The organism is Aeromonas sp. Marseille-Q7275, assembly GCF_965119515.1.
Genome location: NZ_CBCPLW010000005.1, coordinates 179,437 through 194,489, shown reverse-complemented (window position 1 = coordinate 194,489; position 15,053 = coordinate 179,437). Strand labels below are relative to the sequence as shown.

Annotated in this window: 14 protein-coding genes; 3 read left to right on the top strand and 11 right to left on the bottom strand. The window is 50.0% G+C overall.

The features are described from left to right. Position 1: 1 nt before the first annotated feature. Positions 2-2,059: a BREX system Lon protease-like protein BrxL gene (gene brxL / locus ACWPWQ_RS07185; protein ID WP_454009407.1), complete on the top strand. Its 2,058-nt coding sequence runs from the start codon at positions 2-4 to the stop codon at positions 2,057-2,059. Between the two features lie 517 nt (positions 2,060-2,576). On the opposite strand, the gene ACWPWQ_RS07180 is transcribed toward brxL, so the two are convergent. Then, positions 2,577-2,726, bottom strand: a complete 150-nt coding sequence (locus ACWPWQ_RS07180; RefSeq protein WP_454009406.1) for a hypothetical protein — start codon at positions 2,724-2,726, stop codon at positions 2,577-2,579. A 90-nt stretch (positions 2,727-2,816) separates the two neighbouring features. Then, positions 2,817-3,670 (bottom strand): IS5 family transposase gene (locus tag ACWPWQ_RS07175; protein WP_454008829.1). Its coding sequence is split into 2 segments (ribosomal slippage): positions 2,817-3,328 and positions 3,328-3,670, totalling 855 coding nucleotides; the frame shifts between segments, so codons are not numbered across the junction. Positions 3,671-3,910: 240 nt separating this feature from the next. Here ACWPWQ_RS07175 and ACWPWQ_RS07170 point away from each other — a divergent pair. Then, a complete protein-coding gene (locus tag ACWPWQ_RS07170; protein WP_454009405.1) occupies positions 3,911-4,534 on the top strand; it encodes a glutathione S-transferase family protein in 624 nt (207 codons plus the stop codon). A gap of 215 nt (positions 4,535-4,749) precedes the next feature. Here ACWPWQ_RS07170 and ACWPWQ_RS07165 read toward each other — a convergent pair whose 3' ends face one another. The 4 genes from ACWPWQ_RS07165 to ACWPWQ_RS07150 all read right to left on the bottom strand — a co-directional run bounded on the left by ACWPWQ_RS07165 (position 4,750) and on the right by ACWPWQ_RS07150 (position 7,043). After that, positions 4,750-4,998, bottom strand: a complete 249-nt coding sequence (locus tag ACWPWQ_RS07165) for a GlsB/YeaQ/YmgE family stress response membrane protein (RefSeq protein ID WP_454009432.1) — start codon at positions 4,996-4,998, stop codon at positions 4,750-4,752. Positions 4,999-5,117: 119 nt separating this feature from the next. Further along, positions 5,118-5,846 carry a UDP-2,3-diacylglucosamine diphosphatase gene (gene lpxH / locus ACWPWQ_RS07160; RefSeq protein ID WP_454009404.1) on the bottom strand — a complete coding sequence of 243 codons (729 nt, stop codon included), beginning with the start codon at positions 5,844-5,846 and terminating at the stop codon, positions 5,118-5,120. After that, entirely contained in the window at positions 5,843-6,556 is a 714-nt protein-coding gene (locus ACWPWQ_RS07155) for a DUF4269 domain-containing protein (protein ID WP_454009403.1), read from the bottom strand. The genes lpxH and ACWPWQ_RS07155 overlap by 4 nt, the downstream gene beginning before the upstream one ends. After that, the gene (locus ACWPWQ_RS07150) at positions 6,546-7,043 is read right to left on the bottom strand and encodes a peptidylprolyl isomerase (protein WP_025327420.1); all 498 of its coding nucleotides are present in this window, start codon (positions 7,041-7,043) and stop codon (positions 6,546-6,548) included. The genes ACWPWQ_RS07155 and ACWPWQ_RS07150 overlap by 11 nt, the downstream gene beginning before the upstream one ends. 202 nt (positions 7,044-7,245) lie before the next feature. Here ACWPWQ_RS07150 and cysS point away from each other — a divergent pair, with 202 nt between their 5' ends. Further along, the gene (cysS, locus tag ACWPWQ_RS07145; protein ID WP_454009402.1) at positions 7,246-8,622 is read left to right on the top strand and encodes a cysteine--tRNA ligase; all 1,377 of its coding nucleotides are present in this window, start codon (positions 7,246-7,248) and stop codon (positions 8,620-8,622) included. A gap of 715 nt (positions 8,623-9,337) precedes the next feature. On the opposite strand, the gene ACWPWQ_RS07140 is transcribed toward cysS, so the two are convergent. From ACWPWQ_RS07140 to ACWPWQ_RS07120, 5 genes are all read right to left on the bottom strand, one after another. After that, on the bottom strand, positions 9,338-9,997 hold the full coding sequence (locus tag ACWPWQ_RS07140; RefSeq protein WP_454009401.1) for a response regulator: 660 nt from the start codon (positions 9,995-9,997) through the stop codon (positions 9,338-9,340). Then, positions 9,990-10,439 (bottom strand): response regulator, encoded by a 450-nt coding sequence (locus ACWPWQ_RS07135; RefSeq protein ID WP_454009400.1) that lies wholly within the window; start codon positions 10,437-10,439, stop codon positions 9,990-9,992. The genes ACWPWQ_RS07140 and ACWPWQ_RS07135 overlap by 8 nt, the downstream gene beginning before the upstream one ends. Before the next feature lie 77 nt (positions 10,440-10,516). Then, positions 10,517-10,741, bottom strand: coding sequence for a hypothetical protein (locus tag ACWPWQ_RS07130; RefSeq protein WP_454009399.1), 225 nt, complete (start codon positions 10,739-10,741; stop codon positions 10,517-10,519). 1,884 nt (positions 10,742-12,625) lie between these two features. Then, positions 12,626-13,054 (bottom strand): hypothetical protein, encoded by a 429-nt coding sequence (locus ACWPWQ_RS07125; protein WP_454009398.1) that lies wholly within the window; start codon positions 13,052-13,054, stop codon positions 12,626-12,628. A 136-nt stretch (positions 13,055-13,190) separates the two neighbouring features. Continuing rightward, positions 13,191-13,880, bottom strand: coding sequence for a hypothetical protein (locus ACWPWQ_RS07120; RefSeq protein ID WP_454009397.1), 690 nt, complete (start codon positions 13,878-13,880; stop codon positions 13,191-13,193). Positions 13,881-15,053 lie beyond the last annotated feature (1,173 nt).

The following is a 15,053-nucleotide window of genomic DNA, read 5'->3' as shown; positions in this document are numbered from 1 at the left end:
AATGATGAATGAACTTGACCAAAAGCTGACTGATACCTTTGATGGCAAGGTGTTGCGCAAGGATCTACTCCATCGAATCAAGAAGGGAACTAACGTTCCGACATTTGTGTTGGAGTTCCTGCTTGCGCGCTTTTGTGCGAGTGACGATCAAGCAGAAATGGATGCAGGTATGGAGGCGGTACTAGCCAGCTTGCAAGAGAATTATGTAAAACCTGACGAGGCCAATGCCGCGCAGTCAAAGGTAGCAACCAAGGGCAAGCATCGCTTTATCGACAAGGTTCATGTGCGGTATGTCGAGAAAGAAAAGCGCCATTGGGCCTCATTGGAAAACTTCAACTCACAGCGTATCGCTATCGGTGATAAATTTTATCGAGACAATGACCGTTTGCTGGAAGGGGGGATTTGGGCTGAAGTAACGTTGGCACATAACGCCATCGAGGAAGACGACTACGCGTTTTACATTGAGGACTTACGTCCCATCCAGATCAGCCGCTTTGATTTTGACCGATATTGTGAAGGTCGAATGAAGTTCACCCGTGATGAATGGATCGCGGTGATCCTGCGTACCGTTGGCCTAGAGCCGACAAAGCTCTCAAAGCGCGTTTGCATGCACTTTATTGCGCGCCTAGCTGCACTCGTTGAGCCCAATTATAACTACATTGAGCTTGGGCCACGAGGCACTGGAAAGTCGTATTTCTTCAGTGAATTTTCCCCCTATGCCACGCTTATTTCTGGTGGACAGGCGACTAAGTCGGCACTGTTCTACAACAACGCACGTCGTAAGGTTGGGTTAGTAGGTTTCTGGGACACGGTAGCGTTTGATGAGGTTGGCGGCATCAAAGTCAAAGATCCAGACACTATTCAGATCATGAAGGATTTCATGGCGAATGGACGTTTTTCACGCGGCGCAGAAGTGATCGCTGATGCCAGTCTTAGCTTTGTCGGTAACTTCGACCTTTCTATCAGCCAAGTAGTTAACTCGGCCGAACATGATCTTTTCCAGCCATTACCTGCAGAGTTTGACCTCGCCATCATGGATCGATTTGCAGCCTATATACCTGGCTGGGAAATGCCCAAGAACAGTAGTGATTTTCTAACCAACAGCTACGGGTTTATTACCGACTACCTGGCGGAAGCATTCCACTACCAGTTCAAGCATACCAATCGATATGAAGAGGTCAGCAAGCGGATCCGCCTAGGCAAGAGTGTTGAAGGCCGTGATGAAAAAGGCATCAAAAAAACCGTCTGTGCCTTCCTGAAAATTCTGCACCCGATTGGTTCTCCGACCGATGAGGAATTCGAAGAATATGTTTCCTACGCGGTCGAGTGCCGTCGACGCGTGAAAGAACAGATGAATAAACGCAAACCTGATGATGAGTTTGCGCGCATCGATCTCTCATTCCTTAATGCGCAGGGGCAAGAGGTGATTATCTATTGCCCAGAGTCGAAAGATGCTTCAGCAACACAGCAGCCTTTGCGGCGGCAGCTCAACGACAAGAGTGCACATGAACGTAACGTGGCGACAGAGGTTAGACAAGAGTTACCTGCAATCCAAGATGAACCAATATCCTCTGTCGTTGTGCCAGATGAATTGATCGAACGCCATTTCACAATCATGTATGGGGATATTGGATACAGTTATGAGTCGATCATTGGCCCTTATCTACAAGGGGCTAAGGCTGTCGTCATTGAAGAACCCTATGTTCGGCTTCAGCACCAGATCCAGAATTTCGTTCGCTTTTGTGAATGTATTTTGAAAGCTGGGACAGTGAAGAAAATCAACCTTGTTACCGGATACGATGACAATACGCAGCTGGTCGATATCCAACAAAAACTCGACGAATTGAAGCAGAGCCTTTTGGAGCTTGATGTGGAGCTAGAAGTGAAACTCAATCCGAACATGCACGATCGGGAGATCCGCATCGACAATGGGTGGGTCATCAAGATTGGTCGAGGTCTGGATTTTTTCCAGAAACCAGGTGGTTGGTTTGAAGTGGGTTCACATGATTTGAGTTTACGCAAGTGCTTAGAAACGAAGGTGGATATTTTCAGGGCTTGATTTCTCGGTAGTCTACGAAGCAACTGCCCCCTTGACTGTTGAACACTGTTTCAGGAAATGAGAGGTAAAGTGTTCAGGTTGAGCTGGAATGAGCGTTCACGTTGAACCGGAATCGGTGTTTATGATCGGCCGGAATATGCAGCAGGGCGGTGGTACTAAAATATTATTGGTATACGGATAGGTATACGATGAAATTTTTATAAGGCGCATTCGTTGATTTTAGAGGCTTTGGTGCGTCATCTTCGATTCTGGCCTCGGCACCATTAAGATTAAAGAAAGCAATCAAAGAGTTACCAAGGCCACTAGCGATAGTGGCCTTTTTGTTTTTCCTCCGTGTCCACCCTTGATCCAGATGGCGCTGTTGCGCCCCCTTCCTGGGTCACTGTGCCCGTGGTCGGCGGGCAGGGCATTACCGATTGGCGAGACGAAAAGCGCCGGCGGGCTGCCGGCGCTGTCTGGTCTTGTCGTATTCGACGTTGGGGCTTGGCTGAGCCTCGGCTTGCAGGAGATGGCCCGGCTAATAGGTCAGGTAGCTGCTGCCACCTCCGCTCTTGCCGCCGGCGTTGCTGCCCTCGTCCCCGGTCGGGGGAGGCCCTGCACCGTTGGAGGAGGCGCAGGCAACCAGCATGAGCTGCGCTGCTATCAGGCAGATTTTCCATATTTTCATGATGTTGTCCTTTACTGCTTCGCCTGTCCCGCGGCCGCTCTGAAGGCGTCGGTCAAACCGGACACGCAAGCATGAGTTTAGGCTGTGTTCTCAAAATGCTGGTTTTCTCTCCACCAATAGTTCCCGTAAGTAACGAAGGCAGAAAGCCAGCTTGATAAAGGCTGCAAAACTTCCCGCCAGCTTTTCATACCTCGTTGAGAATCGGCGAAACTTCTTCAGCCATCCGAAGCACCGTTCGACCACATTTCTCCTACGATAACGAGCTTTGTCTAACACCAGTGGACGTCCCTTATGGTGCCGTTGCTGGTCGCTGCGTTGCGGGATAACCGCTTTTATCTTTCTGCGCCGGAGTTCTGCCCGCAGAGCCCTGCTGCTATAGGCCTTATCTGCGGCAAGATGCGTTGGCCGCGTGCGATAACGGCCTGATGAAGTCGGGATCCTTGCCATGGCCAACGCACTTGTCGCATATCTGATTTCCGCTGATTGCCCCGGCGAAAGGCAGAACCCCAGCGGTAAACCATTACCATCAGTGACCAAGTGAATTTTGCTGCCAAAACCACCACGAGAGCGACCAAGAGCTTGATTCACCGGAGTGTTTTTTTACGCGCTCCGGCAGCATCTTTGGATGCCCTGACATTGGAGCCGTCAATGCACCACAGGTCGAAGTCGATAAGCCCTTCTTCATTGAGATGCAGTTGCAGTGCCGCAAGGATGGCATCGATGCGGCCTGTGCTTTGCCAACGTCGAAAGGAGTTGTAGACCGAGTTCCATGGGCCGAAACGTTCTGGCAGATCTCGCCAAGGTGCACCGGTGTGAAGTATCCAGAGAATGCCATCAAGCACTTGGCGTGGCTCACGAGTAGGGCGTCCGCTTATGCGGTGATGTGGAAACAGGGGCTCGATAAGCCCCCATTGTGCATCGGTTAACTGATAGCGACGGGACACTACATAGGTCTTAAGCTGTTGAGAAGATGTGAGATTATATCTTCATCACTTTAAGAACACAGCCTAGTCCACCGCCTCTTTTTCATTTGTGGCTCACCCCTCTCGTGCCAGGTTCCCGTGCGGCCCTATTAGTTAGTTACACGGGTTAGTTCCATGGGGCTGCCGTGGTCATGGCTCTGCCCCTTGACCGGCGCCGTACCCCTGATGGAAGCTGGGCCCTTCTCACACAAGGACGAAGATATGGTACGGATCCTGGGCAAGGCGTCGTCAATCAATGTGCGCAAGGTGCTGTGGAGCTGCATCGAGCTGGATCTCCCGTTCGAGCGGGAGGAGTGGGGGAGCGGTATTCAGTCCACCCGGAGCGCCGAGTTTCTGGCGTTGAATCCCAACGGGATGGTGCCGGTCATGAGGGATGGGGACTTCACCCTGTGGGAGTCCAACAGCATCATCCGATATCTGGCGACGCGCTATGGTGACGGCTCGCTCTATCCCGCCGAGGCACGGGCGAGGGCCAGGGTCGATCAATGGATGGATTGGCAGTCGTCGGACTTGAATCGCGCCTGGAACTACGCCTTCATGTCGCTGGTGAGGCTCTCCCCCGTCCATCAGGACAGTCAGGCGATGGCGGCGAGTTGTGCCGAGTGGTCCAGATACATGCAGATCCTGGACAGGCAGCTCGAGGCCACCGGCGGCTATGTGGCCGGGAGCCGCTTCTCGCTGGCGGACATTCCCGTCGGCCTGTCGGTGAATCGCTGGTTCCATACGCCCTTCGAGCGCCCGCCACTCGCGGCGGTGAGCGACTACTACGCGCGCTTGAGCGAGCGCCCCGGTTTCTGTCTGCATGGCAATAACGGAATGCCATAGGCGGCAGTGCGAGATCGGCCGCAGTGCCGCAGCTGCCGACCTCGATTGGTCAGCGCCTCGCACCAGAACCCCGGCGCCTGGCAGGGCGACTTGCCCTGTTAGCGGGCGCCTGGGCGAAAGGCGCGGCTCGCCCATAAAAAAATCCGAAACCCAAGGTTTCGGATCCTGGCCCGGGGGCATACACAGAGAGTGCTGAAAGAAGCGGGCTCAGCCGCTCAGCTGCGGATCTTGTTGTAGACAAACAGCACTATCAAGGCACCCACGGTGGCGATAAGGATGCTCGGCAGGTTGAAGCCGGTGACTGTCCCCATGCCCAGCAGGGTGCCGATGTAACCACCCACCATGGCGCCTATGACCCCCAGGATCACCGTCATGAAGAAACCGCCCCCATCCTTGCCCGGCATTATCCATTTGGCCAGGATGCCGACGATCAATCCCAATACAACCCAGGTAAGAAATCCCATCATCTAGTCCTCATTTGTGTGCACAGACACAGAGTATATGCAGGGTTCGGCGTTGCATCCTGCTCGGGGAGGGGGACAGACATTGTCATATGAGCATCCCTTATCCCCGAGGGGGAGCGTCACTCGGGGAGGGGACGGCTCTCGAGTCGCTGGCCTTGCTGGGAGCAGCTCAGCACGGACCCTTGCTCGAACCAGTCTCCCAGCACGATGCGCCGCGCCGGCTTGCCGTCCAGCATGAAGTCATGGACGGCGGGCCTGTGGGTGTGACCATGGATAAGCAGCTGGCAGCCATGCTGGCGCAGCAGCGCATCGACCGCCGCCGGGGTCACATCCATGATGGTCTGTGGCTTGCCGGCATTCTCCATCTGGCTCTGGCCCCTCATCTTGCAGGCGATGGCCTGGCGGCGGGCCAGCGGCAGGCGCAGGAAGAGCCAGCGCAGCCACTTCTGCTGGGTGATGCGGCGAAACTTCTGATAGCCCTCATCCAGGGTGCAGAGCAGGTCCCCGTGGCTCAGCAGCACCCGCTCCCCGTAGAGATCGATGACGCAAGGGTCGCCAAGCAGCGTCATGCCCGCCCGTTTGGCGAAGGCCTTGCCCAGCAGGAAGTCGCGGTTGCCGTGGATAAAGTAGATGGGCACGTCCTGCCGGCTCAGGGCGAGGAAGGCCTCGGCCACCTGGTGGTGGAGCGGGTTGGGATCGTCGTCGCCAATCCAGAATTCGAACAGATCTCCCAGCACATAGAGAGCATCGGCCTTGGGGGCGTCGCGCTCGAGAAAACGCACCAGTGCGGCTGTCATGTCGGGCCGCTGGGCGCACAGGTGAATGTCACTGATAAAAAGGGTGCTCATGATGTGGGATGAGTGCTCTTGATGGGTTCCGGGCAAAGGAGGGCAGGGGAGTCTGCCGGCGTGGACGAGTCGCACTGGGACGGTGCCTGCCAGTGGAGCGCGGCAAGGTCGCGCCCCTCCAGGGTCAGCAGGGCGGCGTAAGGATCGCCGCCAAGGCCAAGCAGACGGCAGATGGCCGCCTCTCCCTTGAGTCCTGACTCGAGGCGAAGGCGCAGCACGGCCTGATAGAAGTCGTGGCCAAAGTGCCCCAGCAGGGCAGCCATCAGGCTGAGGTGACGCCAGCCGTTGAGCGTCTCAAGCGGGGCTTGGGTGACATAAAGCTCCACCGGCCAGCGCGCCTGGTCCGGCCCTGTCAGGGTCTGCTCCATCAGCCACACCTGGTGCCCCTTGTCGCTGGCTGTCCAGCCCTGCTCGCGCAAGAGGGCGGCGAGGCGCGCGGGCTCAGGGTGCTGGCAGAGCACATCGAGATCGCTGCCAGGCCGATCGAGCCCGATGGCAACCGTGCTCACCAGGGCCAGGTCCTGGCACAGGCGCTCAAGTGCATCCCACACACCACTGCTTAGCAGGGCGTGGGCGGAGCGCTGACGGGGATTGCCCCGGGCCAGGTAGTCGAGGCGGCGCCAGTTGACCGGGGTGACCTGCGCAGATGGAAAAACTGCGGCCGGGGCCGCAGTTGTGTCAGTGCCGAGGAGGCGACAATCACTCAGCAAGGGTCACCTTGGTGATCACTACGTCTTCGGTCGGCACGTCCTGATGCATGCGGCCGTAGTTGCCGGTCTTGACGCCCTTGATCTTGTTGACCACGTCCATGCCGGCGGTGACTTCACCGAACACGCAGTAGCCGAAGCCCTGGGTGGTGGGGGACTTGAAGTCCAGGAAGTCGTTGTTGTTCACGTTGATGAAGAACTGGGCGCTGGCGGAGTGCGGCTCGCTGGTGCGGGCCATGGCGATGGTGCCAATCTTGTTGGACAGGCCGTTGGCCGCCTCGTTCTTGATGGAGGCACGGGTCTCTTTCTCTTCAAAGCCAGGAGCATAGCCGCCGCCCTGGATCATGAAGCCGTCGATGACGCGGTGGAAGATGGTGTTGTCGTAGTGACCGTCACGGCAGTATTGCAGGAAGTTGGCCACGGTCTCGGGGGCTTTTTCCGCGTTCAGGGTCAGGGTGATGTCGCCGTGGTTGGTGTGCAGAGTAACCATGATATGTCCTTTCAAATGTTGCGCGAGCACGAAGCCGCTCGCGGCTGTTGCATGGGCTATGGCCTAAAGTGGTGGCAATTCTAGCCCATCGAGGGGCTGCGGCATAGATGGCATGGGGGATCCGGCGCTTTTTCTGCCTCGTTTTCTCCACCGGATGCGGTTAGAATGTCAGGCCATTTTACTCACAGGCAGTGGTCATAAGATGCTGAAGATATACAACACACTCACTCGTCAAAAAGAAGAATTCAAACCTATCCACCCGGGCAAGGTGGGCATGTATGTGTGTGGCGTCACCATCTACGATCACTGTCATATCGGCCACGGCCGCACCTTCGTCTCCTTCGACGTGGTGGCCCGTTACCTGCGTTACGCCGGTTACGATCTCACCTATGTGCGCAACATCACCGACGTGGATGACAAGATCATCAAGCGCGCCGCCGAGACCCGGGTGACCTGTGACGACCTCACCGAGCGCCTGATCGGGGACATGCACCAGGACTTCGACGCCCTCGGCATGCTGCGCCCTGACATCGAGCCCCGCGCCACCCAGCACATTGGTGAAATCATCGCCCTGGTCGAAACCCTGCTGGAAAAAGAGCACGCCTACGTGGCGGACAACGGCGACGTCATGTTCATCGTCGAGTCCTTCGCCGACTACGGCAAGCTCTCCGGTCAGGATCTGGAGCAGCTGCAGGCCGGCGCCCGGGTCGACGTGGTCGAAGCCAAGCGCAACCCGCTGGACTTCGTGCTGTGGAAGATGTCCAAGCCCGGCGAGCCGACCTGGGACAGCCCCTGGGGCCCGGGTCGCCCCGGCTGGCACATCGAGTGCTCCGCCATGAACTCCAAGCACCTTGGCAACCACTTCGACATCCACGGCGGCGGCTCGGATCTGCAGTTCCCCCACCACGAGAACGAGATCGCCCAGTCCTGCTGCGCACACGGTGGCGACTACGTCAACACCTGGATGCACAGCGGCATGGTGATGGTGGACAAGGAGAAGATGTCCAAGTCCCTTGGCAACTTCTTCACCATCCGCGACGTCCTGGCCCATTTTGACGCCGAAACCGTGCGCTACTTCCTGATGTCCGGCCACTACCGCAGCCAGCTCAACTACTCGGAAGAGAACCTGAAGCAGGCCCGCGCAGCCCTGGAGCGGATGTACACCGCCCTGCGCGATCTGCCGGTGGCTGCCGCCGCCGGTGGCGACGAGCAGGTGGCCCGCTTTGTCGATGCCATGGACGACGACTTCAACACCCCGGAAGCCTACTCCGCCCTGTTCGACCTGGTGCGCGAGATCAACCGCCAGAAGGCCGAAGACATCGCTGTCGCCGCTGGCCTGGGTGCCCGCCTGCGGGAACTGGGCGCCGTGCTCGGCATCCTGCAACAAGACCCGGACGCCTTCCTCAAGGGCAATGAAGCGGACGACGAAGTGGCCGAGATCGAGCAACTGGTCGCCCAGCGCAATCAGGCCCGTGCCGACAAGAACTGGGCCGCCGCCGACGCCGCTAGAGCCCGTCTCACCGAGATGGGAATCGTGCTGGAAGACAGCGCCGGCAAGACCAGCTGGCGCCGTGCCTAAGGCCGGTGGCGCTGCTCGCGCCAACAGGTTGACCCAATAAAAAAACCGCAGCCCTTGGGCTGCGGTTTTTGTTTGTGGCTTTTCCTTCGACACCTCTTGAGCCTCGGTGGCCTGGGCTCTGATCCCTCGCCCCTTGGGGGAGAGGGCGAGGGTGAGGGGAGCTAACGTCATTCCCTAGCGGAATGTCATCCAACGCCTACATGGCATGGCTTCGCCATGCAGGACGCGAGGGCGCTGCCCTCGAAGGGGTTTCGCCCGCCCTTCGGGCTGGGGCGAGTGACTTTGGAAAGACCCGCTCTCTTTGGCAAATAACACCAAAGGTCTTCTCCCCTGGCAAACCACCCGCTTCGCGGGTTCCCTCGTCTCGTCCAACGGGTCGGACGGAGCGCCGCAGACGGCACTTTGGCCTACGCCATCCATGGCTTTGGCCAAAGCCCGCTTCGAACCTCCCTGTTCTTGCGCCAAATCGGGGTCGAGCAGTGCTCGCCCTGATCCGCTTTGGCCCCTATGCCGACTGCGGCTGCGCCATCATCCCTGATGGCGCTCCTGACCCGTTGAACTCGACTCGGCGGTTTGCAGGGGGAACCAATACCGTGCCTGCCCGTGGCTTTGGTTAATATCATTCACACCTATTTCACCTCCGACGAGCAGTAACGTAAGGGGCATGCAGAATGGGGTGCTGTTTAGGTAAAATAAATAAAACCCCAGTTCAGGGTTATGGTTTTTCTTTCATTGGTTGTGTTATTTGCTCTTCATTATTGTTAATGCCACTTGATGTTTTTTGATACCAATCGCTTTGGCCAATATTGACTCCAAGTGAAAAGATGCTAATAACGACGCCTAAGATAGCGCTCCATTGTCCCAGCGTGACGTGACACAACAACCATCTTACAGTGATTTTATCTATGTCATCTTTAGATATTACCTCTGCTGAGGAAGAATGTACTTGAATTTTGCTTTTAAAATTCAAACAGTATTTGATTTTATTATTGAGGATTGTTTTAAGTGGATTGGAGAGTGGTTCAATATAAATAAATGGAACGCCAAAGCACTCTATTTTATTTTTATTACATTCATAAGTACTGTGATGAGATGTCACAGCAATAATTGCCAATGGGTGATTGTATATTTTATTTTTAAATAACATGTCAATAAGTTCGACTCCTGCGCCATCTACTGGTACCTCACCTAATATCTTGGGCAAAACAATATCTACTATTAAAATATCGCACGCTCTTGTTTTTAAATATGACAATGCATCTTTGACATTATTTCTTTGCTCCAGCTTGACGTATTCAAGACCATTAATTTCGGCCCCAACAAGAGATATTTTATCATAGTTATCATCTATTATTAAAATGTTCACGTCACTCATTTAAATATGCTCTATTAAGTAGGTTTGCCAAATTAATCTCCCACTCTTTATCTGCGGAACTATAATAGATAGCACCCAAATAAAAATCGGCATAAGTTTCTTTTAAGTAACTATCAATACTATGTAAATCTACTTGGCCTTCTTCAAAGGTCTGATATTGCGTAATAATTACAACTGGAATATTTTCCCCTCTAAGCTTCATCTGGGCCAAGAATTCTTTACCTGCAAAACTTTCTGGTGTGCCTCCAAGCGGGTCATCTGAACTCGGATCAAAATTGGGCATGCTCATGTCGAGGAAAATTAAGTCATAAGTATTTGATATTAATGAACGTAGACCACCTCTTAAAGATTGAAATACAGCAACACTTTCAATTATTGGAAAAAAGGAACGGCAAAACAGCTCAATTTCTTTGCTCTTTTCTATCTGGTCTTCAACGATCAAGATTTTTCATATTATATTTTATCCATATTGAAAAGTTAATGATACTGAAAACATATTATTTTCCTTATATCCAAAAGCTAATCATGTTTGATATTTAGGTCTCTCATCATAATTTTCCATATTTTGAAGAAACCTGTACCACCTTCACCTTGAATTGCATCCCGAGTTAATTCCTCATCGCCGTAAGCATTGCGATAAAAATCGAGATTAAAGTTCTCTATTTCATATTTCTCAATAGGTTTAGTTTTGTTTGATACTGTTATTGTCACCAAATCATTGATCTTTTCTATATCTACAAGCAAGACATCATTTTCTCTAAATGTGACTTGAATATAGCATTTTCAAAAGAATGAAAGAATACGTCAACCCAATATGAAACATTTTTTTGCTGAATTTGAATTTCAAATTTTTCTGACAATATTAAAGGAATACTCAATGACCTTTTTGCTATCTCTATTGCAGTGGATAGTTCAAACTGACCATCACCTTCGGAGTCCACCATGTTCAAACCATGAGCACACAAAGAGCAAGGTCACTTTGCAAGTTATTTTTAGCTCTTCTAATAGCATTAGTAAAACTTGCTTTTGCTCCTCTGGATATTTCAGCGCTCTAGTTTCCTTTGTATATGTTTCAAATATTGAATTTAAGTGTGTAGTAAATTTATCTCGTATACAACCTTTTCATGATCAAAATAAAATCAGTTCTAAACCATAGCCGTCCACTTAATAACCCTCAAGAAATCATCGTATGTAGGAGATAATGGAAGTTCTTGTTGGATTGCATATGTTTAAAGGTGATACTGAGTAGTTAAACATAGCCTCATCTTTATTTTTATTTTCCAGCTCCGCCTTCTAATGTGTTAATTTGTAGTTTTTATCATTAAAAAGTGAAATTTCATTTTCAAGGTTTTCGTAAATGATTTAGCTATTTTCCATAAGCTTTCAATATCACTTTCAGTTACTGTTAAATTCGCTTTAGCAAGTAAGCTCTCCAACATAATCTTCTATTCTAGACTGCTCTGGGGTATATATGCCCTCTGTAAGCGAAGATTTCCGGATAGCTGTTGGTAAAACGCCATGGCGAATTCTTGTGCTGAGATAATTATTTATTCCCTTCTCACCAAATGTGAACTCAGCCCTCATTAACTTTGCTAAACTCAAGAAGGTTGCATTTTTTGGTGATAACTTGGTATCAGGAAGATAAATAATTGACAAGCTTTTCCAATACTCTTTTGGTTATTCTTATTAAGGGAAAAAACTTGATAAATATCATTGTATTGTGCTTCATCAGACGTATTTGCTGATTTGGGAGTAGCTCTAGATATCTATCAAACAAAGAACGATATGGAGTAGATTTCTTCCTTTAAAGACAGCGGCATCTACATATATGCGACTGTTCTCAACTTGTTTTACTGCTTTTCTTACGATTAGGTTTTTATTTATTTGCTTAATTTCCAAATTGCAGGTCATCGTTATCTTCTTTATCAGTAATGTTGCAATTTCTAATCACCACGTTCTTATATCTGTCTAGCCGTATCGAAATTTAAATAAAGCTTCATAACTTCTGTAGTGCAAACCCAACGGAGAAAGTAATGTAATTTATCTTTTCCAAAGTTGATTCCTTACCAAATAGTTCTGTCGGAAATATAAAATTATTTAGTGTTAAAAAGTTCTCGAAAAACTTCAAACTAAGTCGTAGATTCATCTACAAACTGTGAATGTAAAGCGTATGCAATTGGGAGTTCGATTGTGCTTATATCTTGTACAGAGCTTCAATTGCTGAAAAGTATCTCTAGTATCAAAAATTGAAAACAACTTATCATTAAATAATGAGGACTCAACAAATATAGAAAGGGCTTTCAGATGTGATCTGGAAAGAATATATAATTTTGTCAGCTCCCTTATAACCTCAATTTTTAATAACCTATCACTGTCAGAAATTAAAGAAGAAGATACAACTTCTGCATCAAGATAATTTCTATTGTTCATCATCTTTATAGCTTGGAATTTTTCGAATCTATTTATGTGAATACTGCTTTTGAATTCATCCTCCTTTATAATGAAGTAATCATATTCTTGACTAAGCATTAGATTAAGCGATAGTGGACTCTCATAGTTAGAGCTTAAAATTTGAAAGTATCGATCCTTTACATTGTCTTTATATAAAATATGCTTTTTGAAGCGTGTTCACACATGAAAATAAGTGAATTCCTTTTTCAAAGTTAAGCCTTTCTCTTGATGATGTATTAGGTGATTCCTTTCTGCAAAATGACGGAGCTGTTTGAACCAATCCATTGTTCTCAGGGAGTTAGAAATACAGGCCAAAATTCCTAGAGACTTTTCATAATCCTTATTTCTCTCTAGAACATTAGACATGTGCTTTACTATTTTTGACATAAATTCATTATCTAGTTCAGTGTCAACTCTTGAATATGATTTTGAAACGATTTCGATTAGGCAAAAGTCAGAAAATGATTTTTTAGATACGTTGAATAATTCAATTACTCGTTGATAATCGCCCGCTGTGTATAAATCAACTATCGAGATATAAGAATCTTCGATTTTAGGCTCTTTATCTCTACCGAAAAAGCCTGTTGCGATTACAGACTGTGTCATACCCAACTAACTCAAGCATTTTCAATACATGCTTTATCTCATAGTCAAAGGTATCGCTGAATTCTTTCCCAGTTACAACAAAATACTCTAAAGTAGATATTATAAGTTGAAAGATATCTACTATTGATGAGTTTTTTCAATGTCCAAATATAACATCCAAAATAGTATCATCGTTCATTTTCACATCAAAGAAACGGTATAAATAAAAATCCTTAACTGATGGGTGAGCGGATCTTTTTATATCATTTCTATGCGTGTCTTTTGATGTGAAATAAATCTCATCATCATTGAAGTACCCATTAATGTAAAACAATACATACTTTAGAAAGTTGTTGTTCTCAAGTCTCCCGAACTTTTCAGAACAGTCTGTCTGTTCTGGTTGCTCTTTTAAGTTGTTTAGGGATGAATGAGTTATAATAGACCAAATAGATAAACCACAATGATCATCTATTTCGTTAACTAATCGTAGTGCATGCTCTATATCACTAGACAAAATATTTTCTGAAATTTCATTTTTCTTTTTTAAGTAGAATTTTATTTTATCTGCGTGGTGTTCAATTAAGGCTATACACCATGCTAGATTTTTACTAACATTTGCTCTTGGTGATTTCCTTATGTACATCTCGTTTATTGGCCTGTTACATGTCAGACCAATAGCATTGGAAAAATGATGGCTTTGACTAATTTCACGGAAGTTTTGATATATTTCTTTAGGTGTTAACTCTTCAAATATTTGTTGTTTAATAACATAGCTATTACGCCCTGACTTTAGAGTTTTAGTTAAAATAGATTTTCCTTTTTGTTTTCTGCTGTGGGCTCTATTCATAGTGATTCCTGAGGGCTATATTGTATTGTTCGTTTGCTGGTATAAATCCAGGGTGGATGTGGCAACTTGTATATTGGTGAAAGAATCTTGAGGCATTATTAATATGACTATTTAATGCTGCGTGCTTGGTGTCAAATATAATACACCCTTCAGTTTATACCTGAGTTATTAAACTTACTGTAAAATCTCATTGATGAAGTGATTTGTACTAACCATGTTGTTGTATCGGCGCGATAATTTGCCTCAGCCTTGTCGGCGGCAGGACCGGAAAAAGGGAGTAACTCCCCCTCCAATTCATTTCACACCTTGCCAAGCTGAGCTTCACCTCTGGGCTGCTGGCTGGGTTTAGCCCCCTTTTGTTCGCCGAGGCGAGCCCGTTTGTCCAGGCCGCGAGGCAGGACGCCGAGCGAGCGCCGCTGGGCCAGGGGCCAAACCGGAATTGGACGAGCAAGGCTCGGCCCGGTTTGGCGCAAGGACAAGGATGTCCGCAGCGGACTTTGACCGACGCCAGGGATGGCGAAGGTCAAAGCCCATCGGCGCGTGCCGTGGGACAAACGAGTGAACCGAGGGAACCCGACGCAGGAGGGCGAACAAGTGGGGGTGGCCTTTCTTTTGGTGACTTTTCTTTGGCCACGCAACGAAAAGTCACTCGCCCAAGCCCGAAGGGCGGGCGAAACCCTGTCGAGGGCAGCGCCCTCGTGTCCTGCATGGCGAAGCCTTGCCGATGCTACGGCCAACGACATCCCTCAAGGTAATGACGTTACTCTACCCCTCACCCTAGCCCTCTCCCGCAAGGGGAGAGGGGATGGTTACCGCGGACGATTACGCTTCGCTAATCGACCCTACTCGACCCTGCTTGTCCCGGGGCCGTCGGAAACCCCATCGAGGATGGAATCCTCGCCCCTTGCCGAGGCGCGGGATGCCGGGCTGGCATCCGCCGAGAACCGGGAAGCCGGCCAAATTCCGTCGCTGCCGCCCCTGGCTGTCGCTACCACAATGCGCCGCTGACCCTGGCTTAGGAAAAGGGGCCAACGGGCACCCACTCCCATCCTACGGAGCCGAGGGGGCCCGATCCATGGATATTGCTGACTCAAGTGTCAGAATCGACAGGTTTTTTGCGCTGGTTCAAAGTTATGGCCCCACGCCCGGGGTGGGGTGGGGCCATAGGCCCTG